The organism is Planktotalea sp., assembly GCF_018607995.1.
Taxonomy (GTDB): Bacteria; Pseudomonadota; Alphaproteobacteria; order Rhodobacterales; family Rhodobacteraceae; genus Planktotalea.
In genome coordinates, this window is the sequence record NZ_JABBAL010000002.1 from 92,008 (window position 1) to 112,006 (window position 19,999).

17 protein-coding genes and 1 tRNA gene are annotated in these 19,999 nt (G+C 53.0%); 6 read left to right on the forward strand and 12 right to left on the reverse strand.

The window, feature by feature from the left end; translation table 11 throughout:
• Positions 1-188: 188 nt before the first annotated feature.
• Positions 189-788, forward strand: a complete 600-nt coding sequence (locus tag QZ280_RS00755) for a nicotinate-nucleotide adenylyltransferase (protein WP_293440190.1) — start codon at positions 189-191, stop codon at positions 786-788.
• On the opposite strand, the gene QZ280_RS00760 is transcribed toward QZ280_RS00755, so the two are convergent.
• Positions 759-1,610 (reverse strand): DMT family transporter, encoded by an 852-nt coding sequence (locus QZ280_RS00760; protein ID WP_293440192.1) that lies wholly within the window; start codon positions 1,608-1,610, stop codon positions 759-761. The two genes, QZ280_RS00755 and QZ280_RS00760, sit on opposite strands and share 30 nt — an antisense overlap.
• Before the next feature lie 146 nt (positions 1,611-1,756).
• On the opposite strand from QZ280_RS00760, the gene dacB reads away from it, so the two are divergent.
• On the forward strand, positions 1,757-3,268 hold the full coding sequence (gene dacB, locus QZ280_RS00765) for a D-alanyl-D-alanine carboxypeptidase/D-alanyl-D-alanine-endopeptidase (RefSeq protein WP_293440194.1): 1,512 nt from the start codon (positions 1,757-1,759) through the stop codon (positions 3,266-3,268).
• Here dacB and QZ280_RS00770 read toward each other — a convergent pair whose 3' ends face one another.
• The 7 genes from QZ280_RS00770 to QZ280_RS00800 all read right to left on the reverse strand — a co-directional run bounded on the left by QZ280_RS00770 (position 3,269) and on the right by QZ280_RS00800 (position 12,612).
• Complete coding sequence (locus tag QZ280_RS00770) at positions 3,269-3,565, reverse strand: L,D-transpeptidase (RefSeq protein WP_293440196.1); 297 nt, start codon at positions 3,563-3,565, stop codon at positions 3,269-3,271.
• 395 nt (positions 3,566-3,960) lie between these two features.
• Complete coding sequence (gene lpdA, locus QZ280_RS00775) at positions 3,961-5,706, reverse strand: dihydrolipoyl dehydrogenase (protein ID WP_293440198.1); 1,746 nt, start codon at positions 5,704-5,706, stop codon at positions 3,961-3,963.
• A gap of 13 nt (positions 5,707-5,719) precedes the next feature.
• Positions 5,720-6,973, reverse strand: a complete 1,254-nt coding sequence (locus QZ280_RS00780) for a 2-oxo acid dehydrogenase subunit E2 (protein ID WP_293440199.1) — start codon at positions 6,971-6,973, stop codon at positions 5,720-5,722.
• Positions 6,974-6,994: 21 nt separating this feature from the next.
• Positions 6,995-9,652: a pyruvate dehydrogenase (acetyl-transferring), homodimeric type gene (gene aceE / locus QZ280_RS00785; protein ID WP_293440201.1), complete on the reverse strand. Its 2,658-nt coding sequence runs from the start codon at positions 9,650-9,652 to the stop codon at positions 6,995-6,997.
• A gap of 277 nt (positions 9,653-9,929) precedes the next feature.
• Positions 9,930-11,093 carry an alpha-hydroxy acid oxidase gene (locus QZ280_RS00790; protein WP_293440203.1) on the reverse strand — a complete coding sequence of 388 codons (1,164 nt, stop codon included), beginning with the start codon at positions 11,091-11,093 and terminating at the stop codon, positions 9,930-9,932.
• A 121-nt stretch (positions 11,094-11,214) separates the two neighbouring features.
• Complete coding sequence (gene trpA / locus QZ280_RS00795) at positions 11,215-12,006, reverse strand: tryptophan synthase subunit alpha (RefSeq protein WP_293440205.1); 792 nt, start codon at positions 12,004-12,006, stop codon at positions 11,215-11,217.
• Positions 12,007-12,201: 195 nt separating this feature from the next.
• Positions 12,202-12,612, reverse strand: a complete 411-nt coding sequence (locus tag QZ280_RS00800; RefSeq protein ID WP_293440207.1) for a VOC family protein — start codon at positions 12,610-12,612, stop codon at positions 12,202-12,204.
• 100 nt (positions 12,613-12,712) lie between these two features.
• Here QZ280_RS00800 and ychF point away from each other — a divergent pair, with 100 nt between their 5' ends.
• The gene (ychF, locus tag QZ280_RS00805) at positions 12,713-13,810 is read left to right on the forward strand and encodes a redox-regulated ATPase YchF (protein ID WP_293440209.1); all 1,098 of its coding nucleotides are present in this window, start codon (positions 12,713-12,715) and stop codon (positions 13,808-13,810) included.
• A 74-nt stretch (positions 13,811-13,884) separates the two neighbouring features.
• On the opposite strand, the gene QZ280_RS00810 is transcribed toward ychF, so the two are convergent.
• Positions 13,885-14,457 (reverse strand): hypothetical protein, encoded by a 573-nt coding sequence (locus QZ280_RS00810; RefSeq protein WP_293440210.1) that lies wholly within the window; start codon positions 14,455-14,457, stop codon positions 13,885-13,887.
• A 36-nt stretch (positions 14,458-14,493) separates the two neighbouring features.
• The gene (locus tag QZ280_RS00815; RefSeq protein WP_293440211.1) at positions 14,494-14,853 is read right to left on the reverse strand and encodes a hypothetical protein; all 360 of its coding nucleotides are present in this window, start codon (positions 14,851-14,853) and stop codon (positions 14,494-14,496) included.
• Between the two features lie 576 nt (positions 14,854-15,429).
• Between QZ280_RS00815 and QZ280_RS00820 the strand changes: the two genes are divergently transcribed.
• Complete coding sequence (locus QZ280_RS00820) at positions 15,430-15,912, forward strand: hypothetical protein (RefSeq protein ID WP_293440213.1); 483 nt, start codon at positions 15,430-15,432, stop codon at positions 15,910-15,912.
• A gap of 73 nt (positions 15,913-15,985) precedes the next feature.
• Here the strand turns inward: QZ280_RS00820 and QZ280_RS00825 are convergent, their stop codons facing one another.
• Entirely contained in the window at positions 15,986-17,875 is a 1,890-nt protein-coding gene (locus QZ280_RS00825) for an SLC13 family permease (protein WP_293440215.1), read from the reverse strand.
• A 134-nt stretch (positions 17,876-18,009) separates the two neighbouring features.
• Here QZ280_RS00825 and QZ280_RS00830 point away from each other — a divergent pair, with 134 nt between their 5' ends.
• Both QZ280_RS00830 and QZ280_RS00835 read left to right on the forward strand, forming a co-directional pair.
• Positions 18,010-18,939 (forward strand): nucleoside hydrolase, encoded by a 930-nt coding sequence (locus QZ280_RS00830; RefSeq protein WP_293440217.1) that lies wholly within the window; start codon positions 18,010-18,012, stop codon positions 18,937-18,939.
• 72 nt (positions 18,940-19,011) lie between these two features.
• Positions 19,012-19,101, forward strand: a tRNA-Ser gene (locus QZ280_RS00835).
• Between the two features lie 94 nt (positions 19,102-19,195).
• Here the strand turns inward: QZ280_RS00835 and QZ280_RS00840 are convergent.
• A complete protein-coding gene (locus QZ280_RS00840; RefSeq protein ID WP_293440218.1) occupies positions 19,196-19,927 on the reverse strand; it encodes a hypothetical protein in 732 nt (243 codons plus the stop codon).
• Positions 19,928-19,999 lie beyond the last annotated feature (72 nt).

A 19,999-nucleotide genomic window follows, 5' to 3' on the forward strand; every position in this document is an offset into this window, starting at 1 on the left:
GCGCTTGGCCCGTACAACTACAGACCCGACTAAATGATCCGCGATGGCATGATGCAGCGTAAATCCGACGATGACTGGCAACTCGAGACTTTTGACGCACCCCTGCATGGCGCAAAGCAGTAAACGGGATCAACGACTGCCCAATCCCCTAATTGCATCGGGGTACCCCAAACGCTAAACGCATCCCCATGCACCCAACAACACAAACTACACGCGGCAGACGCATTGGCCTTTTGGGCGGCTCCTTTGATCCTGCGCATCAAGGCCATGTTCATATCACCCTAGAGGCGTTGAAACGGTTCCATCTGGATGAGGTCTGGTGGCTCGTTTCCACCGGAAACCCTCTTAAAAAGCGCAGACCTGCGCCAATGGACGTGCGCATAGAGCGCGCCAAAGATGTTATGCGGCATCCCCGCGTGCACATCTCAAGCATCGAGTCCGAGCTTAATACACGCTACACTGCGGGAACCCTTCGCGCGTTGCGTCACAAATTCCCTCTTGCGCGATTTACATGGCTCATGGGCGCGGACAATCTCGCTCAGTTCCACCTTTGGAAAGACTGGAAAAAAATCATCGAAACTGTTCCTATCGGTGTTCTCGCCCGCCCCGGCGAGCGCATCGATGGCCGCACTGCGCCCGCTGCGCAAATCTATCGACATGCCCTGTTGAAAGGTCGCCAGTCGCGCATTCTGTCCTACGCAGACGCACCCGCTTGGGCCTTCGTCAACGTGCCAATGCACGATATCTCCTCAACAGAGCTACGCGCGCGCGGCGACTGGCCGAGTTGATTGTAAAACCGCGCTCGTGCACCCTGCAACGATGATCAATGCCATCCCAGCGATGCCCCAAGCATCGGGCCATTCGCCAAAGATCAACCACCCCAACACCCCGGCCGATATAAGCTGGAAGTAAACAAAAGGTGCAAGTTTGCTCGCCTCATGCATTTTATAGGCAAATAGCATTAATACGTTGCCGACCATCGAGCCCAGCGCACTGATCAACGTCAATTTCGCGATTTTCGGCGTGAATTCAGGGAATTGACCAATCACAAAAGGGCTGACCAAAATCACCGGGCCGACCATCTGCGTGATCATCAAGCCACCCAATGCAACGGACCCCGTAAGCCAACGCGACACCGTCAAAAACGCCCCATAGGTGCATCCGGCGAGTAAAGCCCACCCCAAGCCAGCCGATGCTTCAAACCCTGGCCGCACGATGAAGAGCACACCAAAAAAACCGATCAAAACCAATACAGCTTGTATTATGTTTGCCCGCTCTTTCAGCAGCCACACGGATAAAACAAAGCTCACCAACGGCCCTATGAAAAACGCGCCAAACACATCTGCAAGGGGCGCCAATTGCAACGCTCGTGTGATGCAACTAATCCCAAGTCCGATGAGTGCAGCACGAAACCACACCCGCCAATCGCGCCAAACAGACAGGCCCGCACGCCATGTATATGGAAGGATGACCAAGCCACCGATCAAAAAGCGCGTCCAGACCACGTAGGTGGGAGCAACACCCAAGTCGGAGGTCAAAATCTTGCTCGCAGCATCGCCTGCGGGAATTGCGCTCATCGCGACGAACATGATCAACATGGCTTTCAACATGCTTTCCCCTAACATATGATCAAACGCTGCAATAGGCCGCTAATACAGCAATTCTTGCACGCCTTGCCATCACATTGCCGTAAAAAGCCTCACTCTTACGCCTCTCTGGCCTTGTTAAGCCCACAACAATTTGCATTAACCTTTATATGGCCAAATTATTTTCAAGACGTTTTTTTCTGACGACTGCCGCCTCCGCCTCCATTGGACATGTGGCGTTTGCAACCGCACCACTCTCATCTCTACGCCCGCAAGCACGTAGCGGCAGCACGCGTGCGGACGCACCTGCCCAAGTCGCGCGCACCGCGTCTTCGTCCAAAACGCTGATTGATGCGGCACAACTTGGAGGTGCCGTGGGTTTTGCGGTTGCAGACCTTAGCACAGGCAAGCTGCTTGAAACCAACAACAAAGCCATTGGCCTCCCCCCCGCGAGCACTGCAAAAGCGATTACAGCGCTCTACGCTTTGGATGCGCTCGGCCCCAACCATCGCTTTGCCACACGTATTTCGACGAACGGACCCATAGCGGGCGGTGTCATCAGTGAAGATCTCTTCTTGATTGGAGGTGGTGATCCAACCCTTGATGCCAATGCGCTGGCCAGCATGGCAGCCCAACTGAAATCCCTCGGCATCCGCGAGGTGCGCGGGCAATTCTTCTATGTGGACAACACGCTCCCAAATCTGCATGACATCGATCCGTCGCAACCCGATCACGTCAGCTATAATCCTGCGATCTCTGGCTTGAACCTGAATTTCAACCGCGTGCATTTCGAATGGCGCCGCGGCAGTAATGGCTATGCGATCACGATGGATGCGGGCTCTACCAAGCATCGACCGAATGTCTACATCTCGAAAATGCAGATCGCGGCGCGGGACTTGCCTGTCTACACCTACAAAGATGGCGGCAAGTTTGATCAATGGACTGTCGCGCGTGGCGCTTTGGGAAGAGGCGGATCGCGCTGGTTGCCCGTGCGCAAACCAGGCCTCTATGCAGCGGACGTATTTCAGACCTTCGCAAGATCGCAAGGCATCGTCCTAAAGAACCCCGAGCGCAGCACCAAATCGCCTAAGACCAGCGCCTTAGTCACGCACACAAGTGCGCCACTGACCACCATTTTGCGCGATATGCTCAAATTCTCAACCAACCTCACGGCCGAAGTCGTCGGGCTTACTGCCACCCGCAAACGCGGCGGGCGCGCAACGTCGCTGAAAGCCTCCGCCAAAGACATGAGCCGCTGGGCCAACACAGCGCTCAGCATGGGCAACGCAAGTTTTACCGATCATTCAGGCTTGAGTGGCGCAAGCAAAGTCTCCGCCCAAGGCATGTTGAACGCCATGCTCGTTGCGCGTCGCCGTGCTGGCTTTGCACAATTGCTCAAACCTTTCGAGATGCGGGATGCAAAACGCAAGGTAATCAAGAACCACCCGATCAAAGTGAATGCCAAGACAGGAACCTTGAACTTTGTCAGCGCACTCAGCGGTTATATAACCGCGCCAGAAGGCAAGCAGCTCGCCTTTGCGATGATTTGCGCGGATACCAACAGACGCCGTGGCATCAAAAAAAGCAACAAAGAAGCGCCACAGGGCGGTCGTGCGTGGAACAGACGCGCAAAAGCCTTGCAGCAAAAGCTGATTGAGCGCTGGGGCACCGTGTACGGCTGATCAGTTTTGCACGACGATCTGCGTGTTCTTGGACCCGTGCTTCTTCACCAAAGAAAACAACACCGCCACGTTTGAGGTAGGAAGCCGCATGCAGCGCACAAATGCAGGCCGCCCAAGCCGCAAGGTTTGATTGGTCCCATGCGCTATGTAATCGCCGCGAAAGAAAATCGAATAGGGCACCAGCGCGTTGTTGTAGAGGCTGGATTTGTGATAACGCGACAGGTTTTTCGGTGAATAACTCCCGCGCGGCGTATACTTGCCTTTGCGCGCAGTTGAGACAGGCCAACTGCAGATCACTTACCATGCAGTATCACCGTCATGGCTTGACTGGACACATCGACTTTGGCCACCAGCGATGCCGCGTGCACGGTCATTGGCATGCAAGGCGATCAGACTCGGCTCCGGAAAAGCCTGCAAAGGCTATCGCCAAAGCGAGCGAAATAAGTATCAAAAAAAAACCATTTCGGCCCATCGGCCAAAGGAGCGACTAGAAATCTCGCCCTACCCGAGCCTGCGTAAAATCGTTTTTTTGCACTCGAAAGGGCCAATCGTTAACCATGCTCACGCAACTGTCATCGCACCTACCTTAATGTCGCCAAAACAGAAACAATCGTGCACTTCGGAAGCGATTGAAACGAAAAAGGCCGCCCATCCAGTCGGAACAGGCGGCCAAACAAACCGAATATGCGCGTTTAGTGCTTTTTCTTCTTCGGTGGCATCAGGTCGGTGATCGTGCCCTCAAACATTTCCGCTGCGCAATTCACGGTCTCGGACAAGGTCGGATGCGCATGAATTGTGTGACCAAGGTCCACAGCATCCGCGCCCATCTCGATGGCAAGACCAACTTCGGCAATTAAGTCACCCGCGTGGACACCCACAATACAGCCTCCGATAACCCGCTGATCTTTGGGGTTAAACAGCAACTTGGTCATCCCCTCAGAGCGCCCATTGGAAAGTGCCTTGCCAGAGGCCGCCCATGGAAACACGCCCTTCTCGTAAGGGATGCCTTTGGCCTTTGCCTCCGTCTCTGTAACACCGCACCAGGCGACCTCTGGATCAGTGTAAGCCACCGACGGAATCAGTTTCGCATCAAAGTGGCGCTTGTGGCCGGCGCAAACTTCTGCAGCGACTTTGCCCTCATGCACGGCTTTATGGGCAAGCATAGGTTGTCCAACCAGATCGCCAATCGCAAAGATATGCGGCACCCCCGTGCGCTGTTGGCTGTCTACAGCGATAAAGCCGCGCTCGTCGACCGCTACACCCGCTTTGTCCGCATCTATCTTCTTGCCATTTGGCATGCGACCTACAGCAACAAGAACCTTGTCGAAGGTATCGGTCGTGACCTTGCCGTTGCTATCTTCAAACGTAACTTTCAGCCCCTTCTTTTGGGCCTCCATCGCGGTCACTTTGGTCTTAAGTAAAATGTTTTCGTATCGACCCTTAATGCGGCTGTGCAAAGGCTTCACGATGTCCTTATCCGCACCTGGAATGATTTGATCCATCAGTTCAACGATAGTCACTTTGCTGCCCAACGCATCATACACGCAGGCCATCTCAAGCCCGATGATACCGCCGCCCAGAACCAACATCCGCTTGGGGACATCTTTCAGCTCCAACGCACCTGTTGAATCAATGACACGATCATCATCATGCGGCAGAAAAGGCAGATGCACAGGTTCGGAACCTGCTGCAATAATGCATTGATCAAAGCTGACCGTGGTGACTTTGCCGTCCTCGATCACCTCAATCATGTTTGGGCCGGTAAAGGTGCCAGCACCTTTCACAGTCGTCACTTTGCGTGCTTTCGCAAGCCCGGTGAGACCACCCGTAAGCTGCTCCACAACGCTATCTTTAAAGCTGCGCAACTCGTCGAGATCGATCTTCGGCTTGGCAAAGCTGACACCATGCGCGCCCATATCTTCGGCATCGGTAATCACCTTGGCCACATGCAACAGCGCTTTGGACGGGATACAGCCGACGTTCAGACATACACCGCCTAGGGTCGGGTTTTTCTCGATAAGAACAACCTTTTTACCCAGATCCGCAGCGCGGAACGCCGCCGTATAGCCACCGGGCCCAGAGCCGAGAACAACCACCTCAGCATGCACATCACCCGCGCCGCTGACTGTGCCCGTCGCGGCAACGGCCGCAGGAACCTCAATAGTCGCAGGCGCGTCTACAAGCGTGGATTCTGCAGCCACCTCTGCAACAGCACCGTCAAAGCGCATGATCACGCTGCCCATTGAAACCTTGTCGCCTTCGCTCACAAGGATCTCTTTAACGACACCCGCAGAAGGGGATGGCACTTCCATCGTCGCCTTGTCAGATTCCAACTCGACCAGAGGATCTTCTGCAGCGACTGTGTCGCCAACCGAAACCAGAACAGTCACAACAGGGATGTCGGTAAATTCACCAATATCAGGAACTTGAATATCCATCGTCATACCTTCCTTACCACATCAACTTGCGCATATCGCCAAGCAACCCTTTGAGCGTCACGCAGAACCGCGCCGCCAAAGCGCCATCAACTGCGCGGTGATCATAGGACAAGGACAAAGGCTGCATCAGACGCGGCATGAACTCTTCACCATTCCAGACAGGCGCCATTTTCGAGCGCGTCAGCCCAAGGATCGCTACTTCTGGTGCATTCACGATAGGTGTGAACGAGGTACCACCAATGCCGCCCAAGGATGAGATAGTGAAAGTCGCGCCTTGCATATCGGGACCTTTAAGTTTGCCCTCGCGTGCAGCGGCAGAAAGCTCCATCAGCTCTTTAGAGATCTGCACCAGACCCTTTTTGTCTGCATCTTTAATCACCGGAACCATCAGACCTTGCGGCGTGTCAGCGGCAAAACCGATATGATAAAAATTCTTTTTGATCAGCTTGTCGCCATCAGGATGGATAGAAGAGTTAAACTCCCAATGTTCTTTCAAAGCAGAGACTGACGCCTTGATAAAAAAGGATAAAAGTGTGACGCGATAGCCATTTTCTTTCGCCATCGTATCCATTTCTTTGCGGTATTTATCGAGATCGGTAATATCCGCTTCGTCGTTATGCGTGACATGTGGAATGTTCAACCAAGAGCGGTGTAGCGCAGGGCCAGACAGCTTCTTGATGCGGGGCATTTCCACATCTTCGACAGTGCCGAATTTGGAGAAATCAATCACAGGGATCGGTGGAATAAACATGCCACTAGACGCGCTACTAGACGCCACTGGGGCGCCTGTAGACTTGAACGCTTTGGTAATGTCTTCGCGCAGAATGCGACCCTTACGACCAGTGCCGTTGACCTTCGCCAGATCGATCTCGAGATTACGCGCAAAGGCACGCACGGACGGGCTGGCGTGCGCTTTGCCAAAGCCTGCGTCCATGACTGACGCTGCTGGTGCAGGCGCCGCCGTTGGAGCAGGTGTCGAAACTGCAGGGGCAGGAGCAGCTGCTGGCGCTTCCGCTGGAGCCGCCGCGGCGCTCTCACCCTCAAGGATCAAAATCAAGCTGCCCATAGAGACGTTATCGCCTTCGGACACCTTAATTTCTTTAACCACACCCGCCGCAGAGGACGGCACTTCCATGGTTGCTTTGTCACTCTCCAACTCAACAATTGGGTCTTCAAGCGCGACTGTATCGCCAACGCTTACCAAAACTGTAACCACGGGAATATCGGTGAAATCACCGATGTCGGGGACTGTTACTTTGATTGTCATATTCTTGTCTCCTCTACCCGATTAAACCAAACGGGGGTTCGGCTTCGCGCCGTCAATGTCGTATTTAGAAAGCGCAGATTTCAGATCTTTCTCCGAAACCGTCCCCTCTTTGAAAAGCTGTACCATCGCGGCGGCGGCAATGTGGTTCGCGTCCACCTCAAAGAAACGGCGCAGGTTCACACGGCTATCCGAACGGCCATAGCCATCCGTGCCCAAAACCACCAACTCTTGCGGCACATATGCGCGGATCTGCTCAGCATAGTTCTTCATGTAATCTGTCGCGACAATCACAGGACCTTTGGCCCCGCTCAACGCTTGCGTCACATAAGGCACCTGCGTGTCAGCCAGTGGGTTCAAACGATTGTGCCGCTCCGCATCCTGCCCGTCGCGCGCCAGCTCGTTAAAGCTGGTAGCGGACCAAATGTCGCTCGTCACGCCAAAGTCTTCCTTCAGCATCTCCGCCGCTTTCATCGCTTGCACAAGGATCGTGCCAGAACCCATCAAATTCACATGCTTTTTCGTAGGTTTCGCCGTTTTGCTCAGACGATAGAGGCCTTTGATGATCCCCTCTTCCGCGCCCATCGGCATTTCTGGGTGGCTGTAGTTCTCATTCATAAGTGTCAGATAGAAATACACATCTTCCTGATCCACATACATGCGCTGAAGACCATGATGAACCAGCACAGCAACCTCAAAGCTGAACGTCGGATCATAAGAAATACAGTTCGGGATCGTTCCCGCGAGGATATGGGAATGCCCATCCTCATGCTGCAAACCTTCGCCGTTCAGTGTTGTGCGACCCGCAGTACCGCCCAGCATGAAACCACGCGCGCGGCTATCACCAGCGGCCCAGCAGAGATCACCAATGCGTTGGAAACCGAACATGGAATAATAGATAAAGAATGGCACCATCGGTACGCCATGGTTGGAGTAAGACGTCGCCGCCGCAATCCAATCTGCCATCGCGCCCGCTTCGTTAATGCCTTCTTGCAGCACCTGACCGTCGGTGGATTCCTTATAATAGGACATCTGATCGCGGTCTTCCGGGGTGTAGTTCTGCCCTTTCGGGTTATAAATCCCGACCGAACGGAACAAGCCTTCCATACCAAACGTACGGCTTTCGTCCGGCACGATTGGTACCACTTGCTTACCCATATTCTTGTCACGCAGAAGCGTTGTCAGGATGCGCACAAACGCCATAGTCGTGGAGATTTCGCGATCTCCCGTGCTCTTTAGTTGAGCATCAAACTTTTCGAGTGGTGGGATTTGTAAAGATGGCGCATCACGCCATTCACGTTTCGGGAATTCCCCGCCAAGGTCTTTGCGCTTTTCCAGCAAATAGGCTTTCTGCTGATTGTTGAGCGATACAAACGGCGCCTCCGGCAGATCTTCGTCTGAAATTGGGATCTGAAAACGATCACGAAATGCACGAAGCTGATCTTCGGCCATTTTCTTTTGCTGATGCGTAGTGTTTTGCCCCTCGCCTGCTGTACCCATACCATAGCCCTTAACGGTTTTCACCAACAAACAAGTCGGCTGACCTTTGGTCTCAGTCGCACGCTTAAAGGCTGTATAAACCTTTTTCGGCTCATGCCCGCCACGGCGCAACGCCCAAATTTGCTCGTCCGACCAATCCTCAACCAACGCCGCTGTTTCAGGGTATTTTCCGAAGAAGTGTTTGCGAATGTAGGCCCCATCTTTCGATTTGAAAGTCTGATAGTCACCGTCCACCGTTTCATCCATCAGCTGGCGCAAACGACCCGTCGTATCCTTCTCAAGCAAAGCATCCCAGCCCTTGCCCCAGAGCAATTTGATGACGTTCCAACCTGCTCCGCGGAAGCCGCCTTCAAGCTCTTGCACGATTTTACCGTTGCCGCGCACAGGTCCGTCAAGACGCTGCAAGTTGCAGTTCACCACAAAGATCAGGTTGTCGAGACCTTCACGCGCCGCCAGATCAATTGCGCCGCGCGATTCAGGCTCATCCATCTCACCATCACCGAGGAAAACCCAGACTTTACGGTCCGCCATATCGATATGCCCACGATTGTGCATATATTTCATAAAGCGCGCTTGATAGATTGCCATAAGCGGGCCTAAACCCATAGAAACAGTGGGGAACTGCCAATAATCCGGCATCAACCAAGGATGCGGATAAGAGCTCAAACCACCACCATTCACTTCAGATCGGAAGTTGTCCATCTGCTCTTCAGTCAGACGTCCCTCCATGAAAGAGCGTGCGTAAATACCAGGGATCACATGGCCTTGAAAGAACACCAGATCGCCGCCGTGGATCGCGGACTTTGAGCGCCAAAAATGGTTCAAACCGATGTCATACATCACCGCAGAACTTGCGAAGGACGCGATATGCCCGCCGTATTCACTGCTGACCTTATTGCGACGCACAACCGTCGCCATCGCGTTCCAGCGATTAATCGTGCGAATGCGCCACTCCATGTCCAGATCACCCGGGACGTCCAATTCATCATCCACCGGAATCGTATTCTGATACGGCGTCGTCGCCGAAAACGGCAGCTGAGCGCCAGCCGCACGGGCCTGCTGAACCGCTTTGTCGAGCAAATAATGCGCGCGATCCGCGCCATCACGTTCGATCACATCCGATATGGCATCTTGCCATTCTTGCGATTCAGTTGGGTCAATATCTTGATGATGATCGGTCATGTGTCCCTCTTCCCTAAACAGCGCTGCATGATATTTTAGTTTAATTTAATACTAAACCAAGCTACATCCGTCGCAAAATTCATAGCTTATTCGCTGCATCAAGTCAGTTCGCATGACAGCAAATCAAGTTGTGATCTTGGTACTCAATAAAGATTACCTCAGGTAGACCTTACTGCGGGTAGCGCTATGCGCACAGCGCATAGCGTTTAGTTTAATACTAAATAAAATTCACGCGTTTATCGAAAAAGGCTAAAAAACAAACCAAATCTCTACGAATTCACACCCAATCGCCCGAAAAATCTTTTGGGACCATGATAACGTCATTCGTCAGCTCGCCAACATTACGCTTCCCACAAAGCGCCATCGAAGTATCAAGCTCCTTGTGAATAACCTCTAGGGCTTTCGTAACACCCTCCTGCCCCATCGCGCCAAGGCCATAGATAAAGGCGCGCCCGATATAGGTGCCTTTTGCCCCCATCGCCAAAGCTTTCAAAACATCCTGACCGGATCGAATACCGCCATCCATATGCACTTCGATCTGATCACCAACCGCATCCAAAATGGGCTGTAGCATCTTGATGGAACTCATCGCCCCATCCAGCTGACGCCCACCGTGATTAGACACGACAATCGCATCAGCCCCGACTTTCAGCGCCATTTTCGCATCTTCCGCGTCCAAAACCCCCTTCAGGATAACTTTACCGCCCCACATCTCTTTGATCTTGGCTATCTTATCCCAATCCAAGGCGGGATCAAACTGCTCCGCGGTCCAAGAGCTTAACTGAGATGTGTCAGAAATTCCCTCCACATGGCCAACAATATTACCAAATTCGCGGTTTTTGGTGCCCAACATTTGCAAACCCCAAGTCCATTTGGTCATCAGGTTCGCAATTGTTTTTGGCGTCAACTTGGGTGGGGCAGACAGGCCATTTTTCACATCTTTATGTCGCTGACCCAGAATTTGCAGATCCAGCGTGATAACCAACGCAGAACACTTCGCCGCCTTCGCGCGCTCGACCAAGCGGCGCACATAATCCTCGTCTTTCATTGCATAAAGCTGGAACCAAAACGGCTTGTCCGTTTGCTCCGCCACCGCCTCAATCGAGCAAATCGACATCGTCGACAAAGTGAAAGGCACTCCAAACGCCTCTGCCGCTTTCGCGGCTTTGATTTCCCCATCCGCATGTTGCATTCCGGTCAACCCAACTGGGGCAAGCGCGACGGGCATCGCCACATCCTCGCCAATCATTTGGCTCGCGGTCGAGCGTCCCGTCATATCAACAGCTACTCTCTGGCGTAGTCGAAGCTGGTCAAAATCAGAGCTATTTTCGCGAAACGTTTGCTCTGTCCAACTGCCGCTTTCCGTGTAGTCAAAGAACATACGCGGAACACGACGCTCATAAATGCGCTTAAGATCGTTGATTTCTGTGATAACAGTCATGCTAAAACTCCAAATTGGTAACTTTTTTTTACCAGTTTTTCCGTAAATGAGCAAACAAAAAGGGCGCCCCATTTTGGCACGCCCTCACATTTCTAGAATATCGTTACTGCGGATCAATCCGCTAGCTACTGTGCGCACCGTCAGAAAGGGATTTTACAAAGGCCAGCACATCCGCAGGACTGTTACCCGCTCCAATCTTTTCAACAATCGCAGAGCCGACAACCGCCCCATCCGAAATACCTGCAATCTCACGTGATTTCTCAGGCGTTTTGATGCCAAAACCCACGATGACAGGCAGATCCGTTTGCGACTTGATCCGCGCGACCTCCGGTCCAACATCCGCACCTTCAGCATTCGCCGCACCGGTGATTCCTGTGATCGAAACGTAATACACAAAACCCGACGTATTCTCCAGAACACGCGGCAAACGCGCGTCGTCGGTTGTAGGCGTCGCGAGGCGGATAAAATTCAAACCAGCTTCTTGAGCAGGTATGCATAGCTCAGCATCTTCTTCGGGTGGCAAATCAACCACGATCAGCCCATCAATCCCCGCATCTTTGGCGTCGCGCAAAAACGCATCCACACCGTGGGAATAGATCGGATTGTAATAGCCCATCAAAACGATGGGCGTCGTATCGTCGTCCTCGCGAAACGTGCGTGCCATATCCAGCGTCTTTTGCAAGGTCATGTCGCTTTCAAGCGCGCGTTGCCCCGCCAATTGAATAGTTGCGCCATCCGCCATCGGATCGGTAAATGGCAAACCAAGCTCGATAATATCGACACCCGCGTCCGGCAGACCACGCATAATTTCTAAAGATACTTCAGGGTTCGGATCACCCGCCATGATATAGGACACGAACGCTTTTTTCCCGCGCGCACGCAAGCTCTCAAATTTCGCATCGATCCGGGTCATGGGGCAATCCTTGTCAAAAACACGTCCCTCGCATCTGCCGCGAAAGCGCGCCCTTGCGCAAGTGCTTGAGCGCCGAAACCCGGCAAAAATCGCTACAACTCGTCTAAGACGCGCTTCTCATTTCCAAAAATATCGCCGCCGAAGGCATCCGGCACGCCCCTTAGGCATGCTCAAACAAGCGCGCGCAGAGCACATTTAGCCAGCATCAGCGTCGATCATCCAGCCAACACCGAACTGATCGCGACACATGCCAAACAGCGCGGCCCAATCGGTCTTGCTCAGTGGCATGGTCACCGTACCACCTTCGGACATGACACCAAACAGCCGCTCTGCGTCTGCCGCATCAGCGCAGGTCACACTCATCGCGACGCCCTCAACGCCCTTGTACTCCACCTCCTCAAACACGTCAGATGCGAACAACTGGCTACCATCACTCAACTCCAACGTCATGTGCGCCATCTTATCGCCCAAGTCCTCAGGCGCGCCCTCACCCATTATATCCACAAAGGTCATAACCATGCTCAGTTTGCCACCAAGAGCACTCTCATAATACGTCATCGCTTCTGCGCAGTCACCCGCAGATGTTAAATATGGTGTTACTTTCATCGATCTTCCTCCCTTTTTCAGACAACCTAACCACAGCATCACCTTGCACGACGCAAAAAACCTGCCATATGGAAGCGCAGCGCGCAAAAAGGAGAGCATCATGGGTTTCAAAATGGGTATCGTCGGACTGCCAAACGTTGGTAAATCCACGCTCTTTAACGCTTTGACCAAGACCGCTGCCGCGCAAGCCGCAAACTTTCCCTTCTGCACGATTGAACCAAATGTGGGCGACGTCGCCGTACCAGATGCGCGCCTCGACACACTCGCAGACATCGCAGGCTCCAAGCAAATCATCCCAACACGCATGACATTCGTAGACATCGCGGGTCTCGTGAAAGGTGCTTCCAAGGGCGAAGGTCTCGGCAATCAATTCCTCGCCAATATCCGTGAAACAGACGCCATCGCGCACGTGCTGCGCTGCTTTGAAGATGGCGATGTGACCCACGTCGATGGCCGCGTAAATCCTGTGGAAGACGCAGAAACCATCGAGACCGAACTAATGCTCGCCGATTTGGAAAGCGTCGAGAAGCGCCGCGAAGGCCTGACCCGCAAAACACGCGGTGGCGACAAAGAAGCCATCCAACAAGACCGCCTTCTCGAAGCAGCCCAAAACGCTCTGGAAGATGGTAAGCCCGCCCGCACCGTAGACGTTGACGAAGACGACCTACGTGCATGGAAACTCCTACAACTGCTCACATCCAAACCCGTGCTTTATGTTTGCAACGTTGGCGAATCTGAGAGTGCGGCAGGCAACGCCCACTCCGAAGCCGTCGCCGCTATGGCCGCGGCTCAAGGCAACAGCCACGTCATCATCTCCGCGCAAATCGAAGAGGAAATCAGCCAGCTCGACGCTGAAGAAGCGCAAATGTTCCTCGAAGAAATGGGCCTAGAGGAAGCAGGCCTAGATCGCTTGATTCGCGCAGGCTACGATCTTCTGCACTTGGAAACCTACTTCACGGTCGGCCCGAAAGAGGCCCGCGCATGGACCATCCGCGAAGGCACCTCCGCCCCCAAAGCCGCAGGCGTCATCCACGGTGACTTCGAAAAAGGCTTCATCCGCGCCGAAACCATCGCCTATGACGACTACATCGAACATAATGGCGAACAAGGCAGCAAAGAAGCCGGGAAAATGCGCGCGGAGGGCAAGGGCTACACCGTCAAAGACGGCGACGTGCTGCATTTCTTGTTTAACAACTAAGCGGCTTCCGCCGCCTCAATCTGCACAAGCAATTTATCACAGCGTTGGGTTTGTTAGTCCAGTCCATGCCGTCCTCAAAAATCTCGCGCGCCTTGCAAACATGCGCGCGCTACAATCAGTAGTGCCACATCCGGCTCAAGCAAAAACCGCGCCAGCGCTAAGTCGGCAATGTTCCACTGGAGACGCACCCAATTAAAACTTGCATGACCCTGCAGATCGACATCTTCACAAGCTTTATAGCTGGCGCGCGCTGTTTCCAGCATTTCTAGATCGCCGCTAACCGCGCCTAACCAGCGCTGCGCTAAGCCAAGGTTATTCTCGGTCAACACCCGATCCAAAACGTCCCGCTTTCCGCCTTTCAAATCCAGCGTGTTTTCTTTTGCGTCGATCACACGCTTCAAAACATCTACATCGAGCGTCAATTCACCTAGAGTTTGCAGAATATTCCCAAGATTGCTCCAAGTGAATTTCTGATTTTCGCTTTCATGGGCCTGCCACACTGCTAAGGCCCCCTGAAGCGCCCGCACTACTTCCTGCAAAAGCCCTTCATCCTTCTCTCGTTCGCCGATTTCGATCGAGACGACACCAAAAGATTTCTGAGAGGATACCCATTGAAGAAGCTGTTTCGACTTGCTCGTTTTTTTCAAAGCACCTTCGAGAGCATTGCGTGCGATGACCAAACTTCAAGAGTACAATAAACGCTTCACTACTTCGAAATAGTCATTTCCCAAAGTGTTTAAGCTATTGCCTTCTAATGCTTGCTTGCCCTTTACCTTCTCGTAATTTGCTTTTGCCATTTCTAAAGCAACGCGCGGTGCAAACATGTCCCCCGACGCATCCGCCTTTTGCATCCGATCAAAACAATATGAATTCCGAGCAGAAAAGAGACCTTTGGGATATGATTGCTTGCCCAAGTCCGCGATAAGGCAATTAGCTGCCAGATCAGGCCGGTTTCGAATGCGGTCTTGATCTACGCGTTGTTGTAAAAGCTGTCGTGCTTCTTCAGCCTGCCGTTCTTCTGTCGGAACATTTGCTTCTCGCATTCATATTTCTTCAACTTCAAACAACGCGTCAACCTCGTCAAACCGCAACTCTTCATTCAACTTCGCAACATTTCCAAATCAAGCCGTGCCCTTTTCACAGCGTTGCCAAACTCAACAATCGGGTGAGATGTCATAGGATGTAACCTTGGATCATTCGGCGTCACATGATGTCATTTAGGCTGTCATTCCATGTTATCCGATCGCCAAAAGATGATCCCTTTTCCTTATAAATTACTATTGTCGACAACATCTTAACCCAAGGTGGGCCCGCCGCTAATCTAAGGTAATTTCCTTATTTTGTGGCTATTTCAACTCTTACTTGTCTGGGTATTCACCCTAAACCTAATCAACTTGGCTTTCGCAATTTTATGCCTCTTCACCGTCTTTGGAATTTCTCCAAGGCTCTGCGCCAGAGCAGCCTGTTTGATTCATTTGGCTCTCGCATTTCTTTAAGTTCCAATGGTTCGAGCAACACTCGGGCCGTTTATAACAAAACGATCCTGCCCAACGCTCAGTTTAGGATATCATTCTTTAACCGATAGCGTATGGACGAGCCAAACTTTAGAAAGAAGATTAATGGAAAGTTCTCAAAGCCTACCAGAACGCATCGCTCTGGCGCAGGACACCGCGAAAACCATCGAAGCGCGTATCGTCGAATTGCACGGTGCAAATGACCCTGAAGGGGCGCAGGCGGCAACCAAGTCTTTGGAGGAGATGATGGTTGATCTTTTCTCGACGTTTGAAGCGCGCCTGCAGCATCATTTCAAACGTGGTCCTTTTTCGCGAAAATTGAAAACGCGATTGATCGATGCGGGTCAAACCGACCTTGCTGACAAGCTCTACCAATTCTATCTGGCGATCAACGTGTTAAAGCACGGCAAAGGCGCGAGCCATCGCAAGCTGCTTGCCTTGTCACACCCATTGATAGCCGTCAGATCGGCAGAAATCGGCGATATTAAACCGCACAGCCCGAGCTTGATCGATGTCACGTCTCATCGCTTCTCTGAGAGGCTTTGCGCAACGCTTCTTGATGGATATCACTTCCTTGAGGCTCAGTAAGCGGCCTGTTTTCTGCATCATCTGACAGTGTCGACGTAGCGCTGCACCAACGCTGTGTTCACCCTAACAGTTATTAAAAGAACAGCGATAGCCCAGTCATCGACACGATCAAAAATAGAACCGTCATGATCCCGCCTGAGCGCACGAAATCGATAACGCGATAACCCGCAGGACCCATGATCAATGCGTTGACCTGATGTGTTGGGATCAAGAACGAATTCGACGTTGAGATTGCGACTGTCAGGGCAAAGATCGCCGGATCGCCCCCCGCTGAAATCGCAATCGAGATAGCCAAAGGCACCAGTAAAACCGTGGCCCCTACGTTCGACATCACCAAAGTGAAGATTGTCGCCAACACCGCAACACCTAGCTGCAAAGACCACAGCGGCCAGCCGTCTAGGAGCGTCAGAATTTGCTCCGCGATCCACGTGGCCGTCCCGGTATTTTGCACCGCTTGTCCCAATGGTATCAACGAGGCGAGCAGGAACACAGTGCTCCAACTCACCGCCTCATAGGCTTCATCAATAGACAGCACACGCGACAGGATCATGCCAACCGCCCCCGCGAGCAAGGCAAGCGACAACAAAAGATCCGTGAACAAGATCAAACTGAGCGTCATCAAGAAAAACCCGAGCGCCCAATTCACTTTGTGCGGGCGCAACTCCTCTTGCGGGAAATCGGACGTCACAACCACAAAGTCCTGATCGGACTTCAGTCGGGTCAAACGATCCCATTGCACATGCACGACCAAGGTGTCGCCCGCTTGGAGGTTCACCCCCCCAATGTGTGTCGCAATATGATCTTCAGTCTCCACATGACTCAACGTCTCTTCGCCGCGATGGATCGCCAGGATAGACAAGCCATGGGTTTGACGCAAACGCAGCTCAATCGGGGATTGCCCAATCACGGTTGAACCAGGCGGAATAACTACCTCCGCCACCCCAGACTGCGTGGCTGCAAAATCGTCTGAGAAAACGTCCAATGCTGGCAAAATCTCTAACCCGTAGGGGTCTGCAAACTCATCCTCAAGCACGCGCCGCAAGCCCAAGATCGCCAGTCGAGCGGGCGCTTCGATCAAGGTGTCGGCCATGGGTGCAATCACCTTGTGACCTTTATAGGACGTTCCCAAAATATAAAGGTGATGCGCGACCATAATATCAGAGAGCTTTTGACCAATCAGGATCGACCCTTCAGGCACGCGCACCTCAAACATATCCGCGCGCAGGCCATAGGTGTTTTCCACGAAGGTCTGCATAGAGCGCCCGGCCCCCGCATCCGCACCACGTCCCCGCGTGACGGGTAAAATCCACTTGCCAAGCAGCACAAAATACAAAACCCCAGTCAGAACCAGCATGACGCCAACAGGCGTCACAGAAAACAAACCGAACGGTTTCATTTGTTGATCCGCAGGCAGGGTCACGTTCGCTGAAATCAGCAAATCATTGAGCAAAATTAACGGCGACGATCCAACCATGGTGATCGTACCTCCAAGGATCGCACAAAACCCCATGGGCATTGCGAGACGACTCATCGGGATCTCCGTGCGAGCAGAAATCCGGCTGATGACAGGCAGGAACAGCGCCGCCGCCCCAACGTTTTGCATGAACGAACTAATCACACCAACCGTGGTTGAGACAATCGGGATGATGCGCCGCTCCGTCGTGCCGCCCCGCTTCAAGATCAGAGCGGCGACTTTCGACATCAAGCCCGTCTTGTCCAAGCCGGCCCCGATAATCATTACCGCAATAATCGACATCACAGCATTGGACGAAAAGCCAGAAAACAATTCGCTCCGCTCTGCGAGATTTTCAAGACCCGGCAAAGTGCTCAGGCCGCCGAGTATCACCATCACTAAGATCGCAGCCAGATCGATGCGGATGATTTCAGAGACGAACAAAAACACGGTGAAGGTCAGCAGTCCAAGCACCACCATCATTTCCAAAGTTAAAACAGTCATTTGCATCTCGCTCCCACGCGAAATGGTAACGTCTGAACTTAATGATGCAATTGTTAATGTCAGTCTCGCAGGTCATAAAATCGTCATTGCACCTTGCCACGCAAAGCCGCAGCATACCCACCAAGCAAGAGGCAGAACACATGACACAACCAATCAAACTCATCATCGACACAGATCCCGGCATCGACGACGCGATGGCGATCTTTTACGCGGCAGCCGCACCAGACATTGAGTTGGTCGGCCTCACCTCAATCTTCGGCAATGTCACGACAGAACAGGCGACGCGTAACGCCCTGCACCTTCTAGAATGGGCAGACTTACCTGACGTGCCCGTGGCCGAAGGTGCCAACAAACCTCGCTCCCTGCCCGCGTTCCCGCCGTCGCATAACGTGCATGGCGATGAGGGCTTTGGCACGTTGCCCGCAGAGACACCAAAGGGCCAAGCATGTGACGAAAGCGCCGCGGCCTTCCTCGCGCGCATGGCCCGCGAGTACAAAGGCGAAATTGTCGTCTGCCCAATTGGGCCTTTGACAAACATCGCGGATGCGCTCGATCTGGATCCCGACTTTGCCAGTAATGTCGCACGCATCGTACTCATGGGCGGTTCATTAGAGGAAGGCGGCAACATCACCCCGCACGCAGAGGCCAACATCTACCATGATCCCCACGCCGCGGAACGGGTTTTTGCGTCCGGCGCAAACATCACCATGGTCGGCCTTGATGTGACGCACCGCATTCTCTGCACAGCAGAAGATTTCGACGCGATCGAGGCCGCCAGCCCCCGCCTTGGCGGGATGATCAACGAGATGAGCCGCTTCTATCTGCATTTCTACACGACAGTCGGCAAACACGACGGCTGTTCCCTGCACGATCCCGCAGCAGTTATTGCCTGTACACACCCCGATCTGTTTACCGCCCAAAGCGTGTCCGTAGCCGTATCCTGTGATAGCGACACCGCCGGTGCCACGCAGCGTGCGCACGATGGCCGCGCAGATGTGAACGTTCTGATGTCAGTGCGATCGGAGGATGTGAAACGACAATTCATCGCCGAAATGTCAAAACTGCCCTAGCCTTAAAATTTTAGCGGACCCATGCATTTTCCGACTTGTATCCTGATGCCCTTCAAGGCTATTCCCACCAGCGGAGACGTGGCCGAGTGGTCGAAGGCGCTCCCCTGCTAAGGGAGTAGGCCCGGAAGGGTCTCGAGGGTTCGAATCCCTTCGTCTCCGCCATACACCATATTATTGTTTAATTTCAAGCCCTTAAGGGCTGATTTAATTGGATTTGTACCCAGTTTGTACCCAGCTTTATTGATTGATCTACCTCTCAAAGTAGCCGCTTAACTAACGTAGCCTTACCTGTCGCCAAGCCCTTCTTGCCCCATGTAACACGCACTGCGCCTAGCTTTGCCAATACATCAAGGCTCGCCTTATGCGCTTTGCTATCACCGCCACACCAGTTCTTGTACGTGCTCTGACCTAGCTCAAGCTGATCACCCACAATGCAGTTGGCCTTGATGTGGCCCCACAGAAAGTAGGCTTGCTTCTCTTTGCGCTCTAACAGAAGGCGCTCCACCACACCCGCGGCCATTAGCGCGTCTACAATAGATCGCATGATAGTATCGCGTAGCGTTACCTGCTGAGCGTCGTTCAGGGCCTCCTCACAGTGCATCTCTTCAAGTCTGCTGGCCTCTTGGTCAATCAGCGCTTGGACGGCTTCTGACGAGCCGCCTTCCTTTGCTATGGCCTTACAAGCTGTCTTAGCTGCATTCACGAGGGGAGGGTTATCTACAAAGCCCTCGCCCAGTGCTTCTCGCTGGTAATCGCGCTGGACTGTCGCACGTTTAGCGTCCGTGAGGGCTTTCCCTCTAAGTTTTGGTTTTAACTGGGCCTCTATGTGCGCGTAGACCTTCTCAAGCGTGTCTAGCTCCTCGTCTGGCCCTATCGTTCCTATGTCGTTAGCTACCCAAGCGTCCTTTGTTCTAGGGCTACGATCTACCTTTACTTTGAAGCCGCTAAACTCCTGCATCCAAAACAAGGACCGCTGATCAGGATACAAATCACGCATCCGTTCACCTGTCCGTCATCATACAGTTTGAGACAGAGAGCGTTTTGACTTTTAGGAGTCACC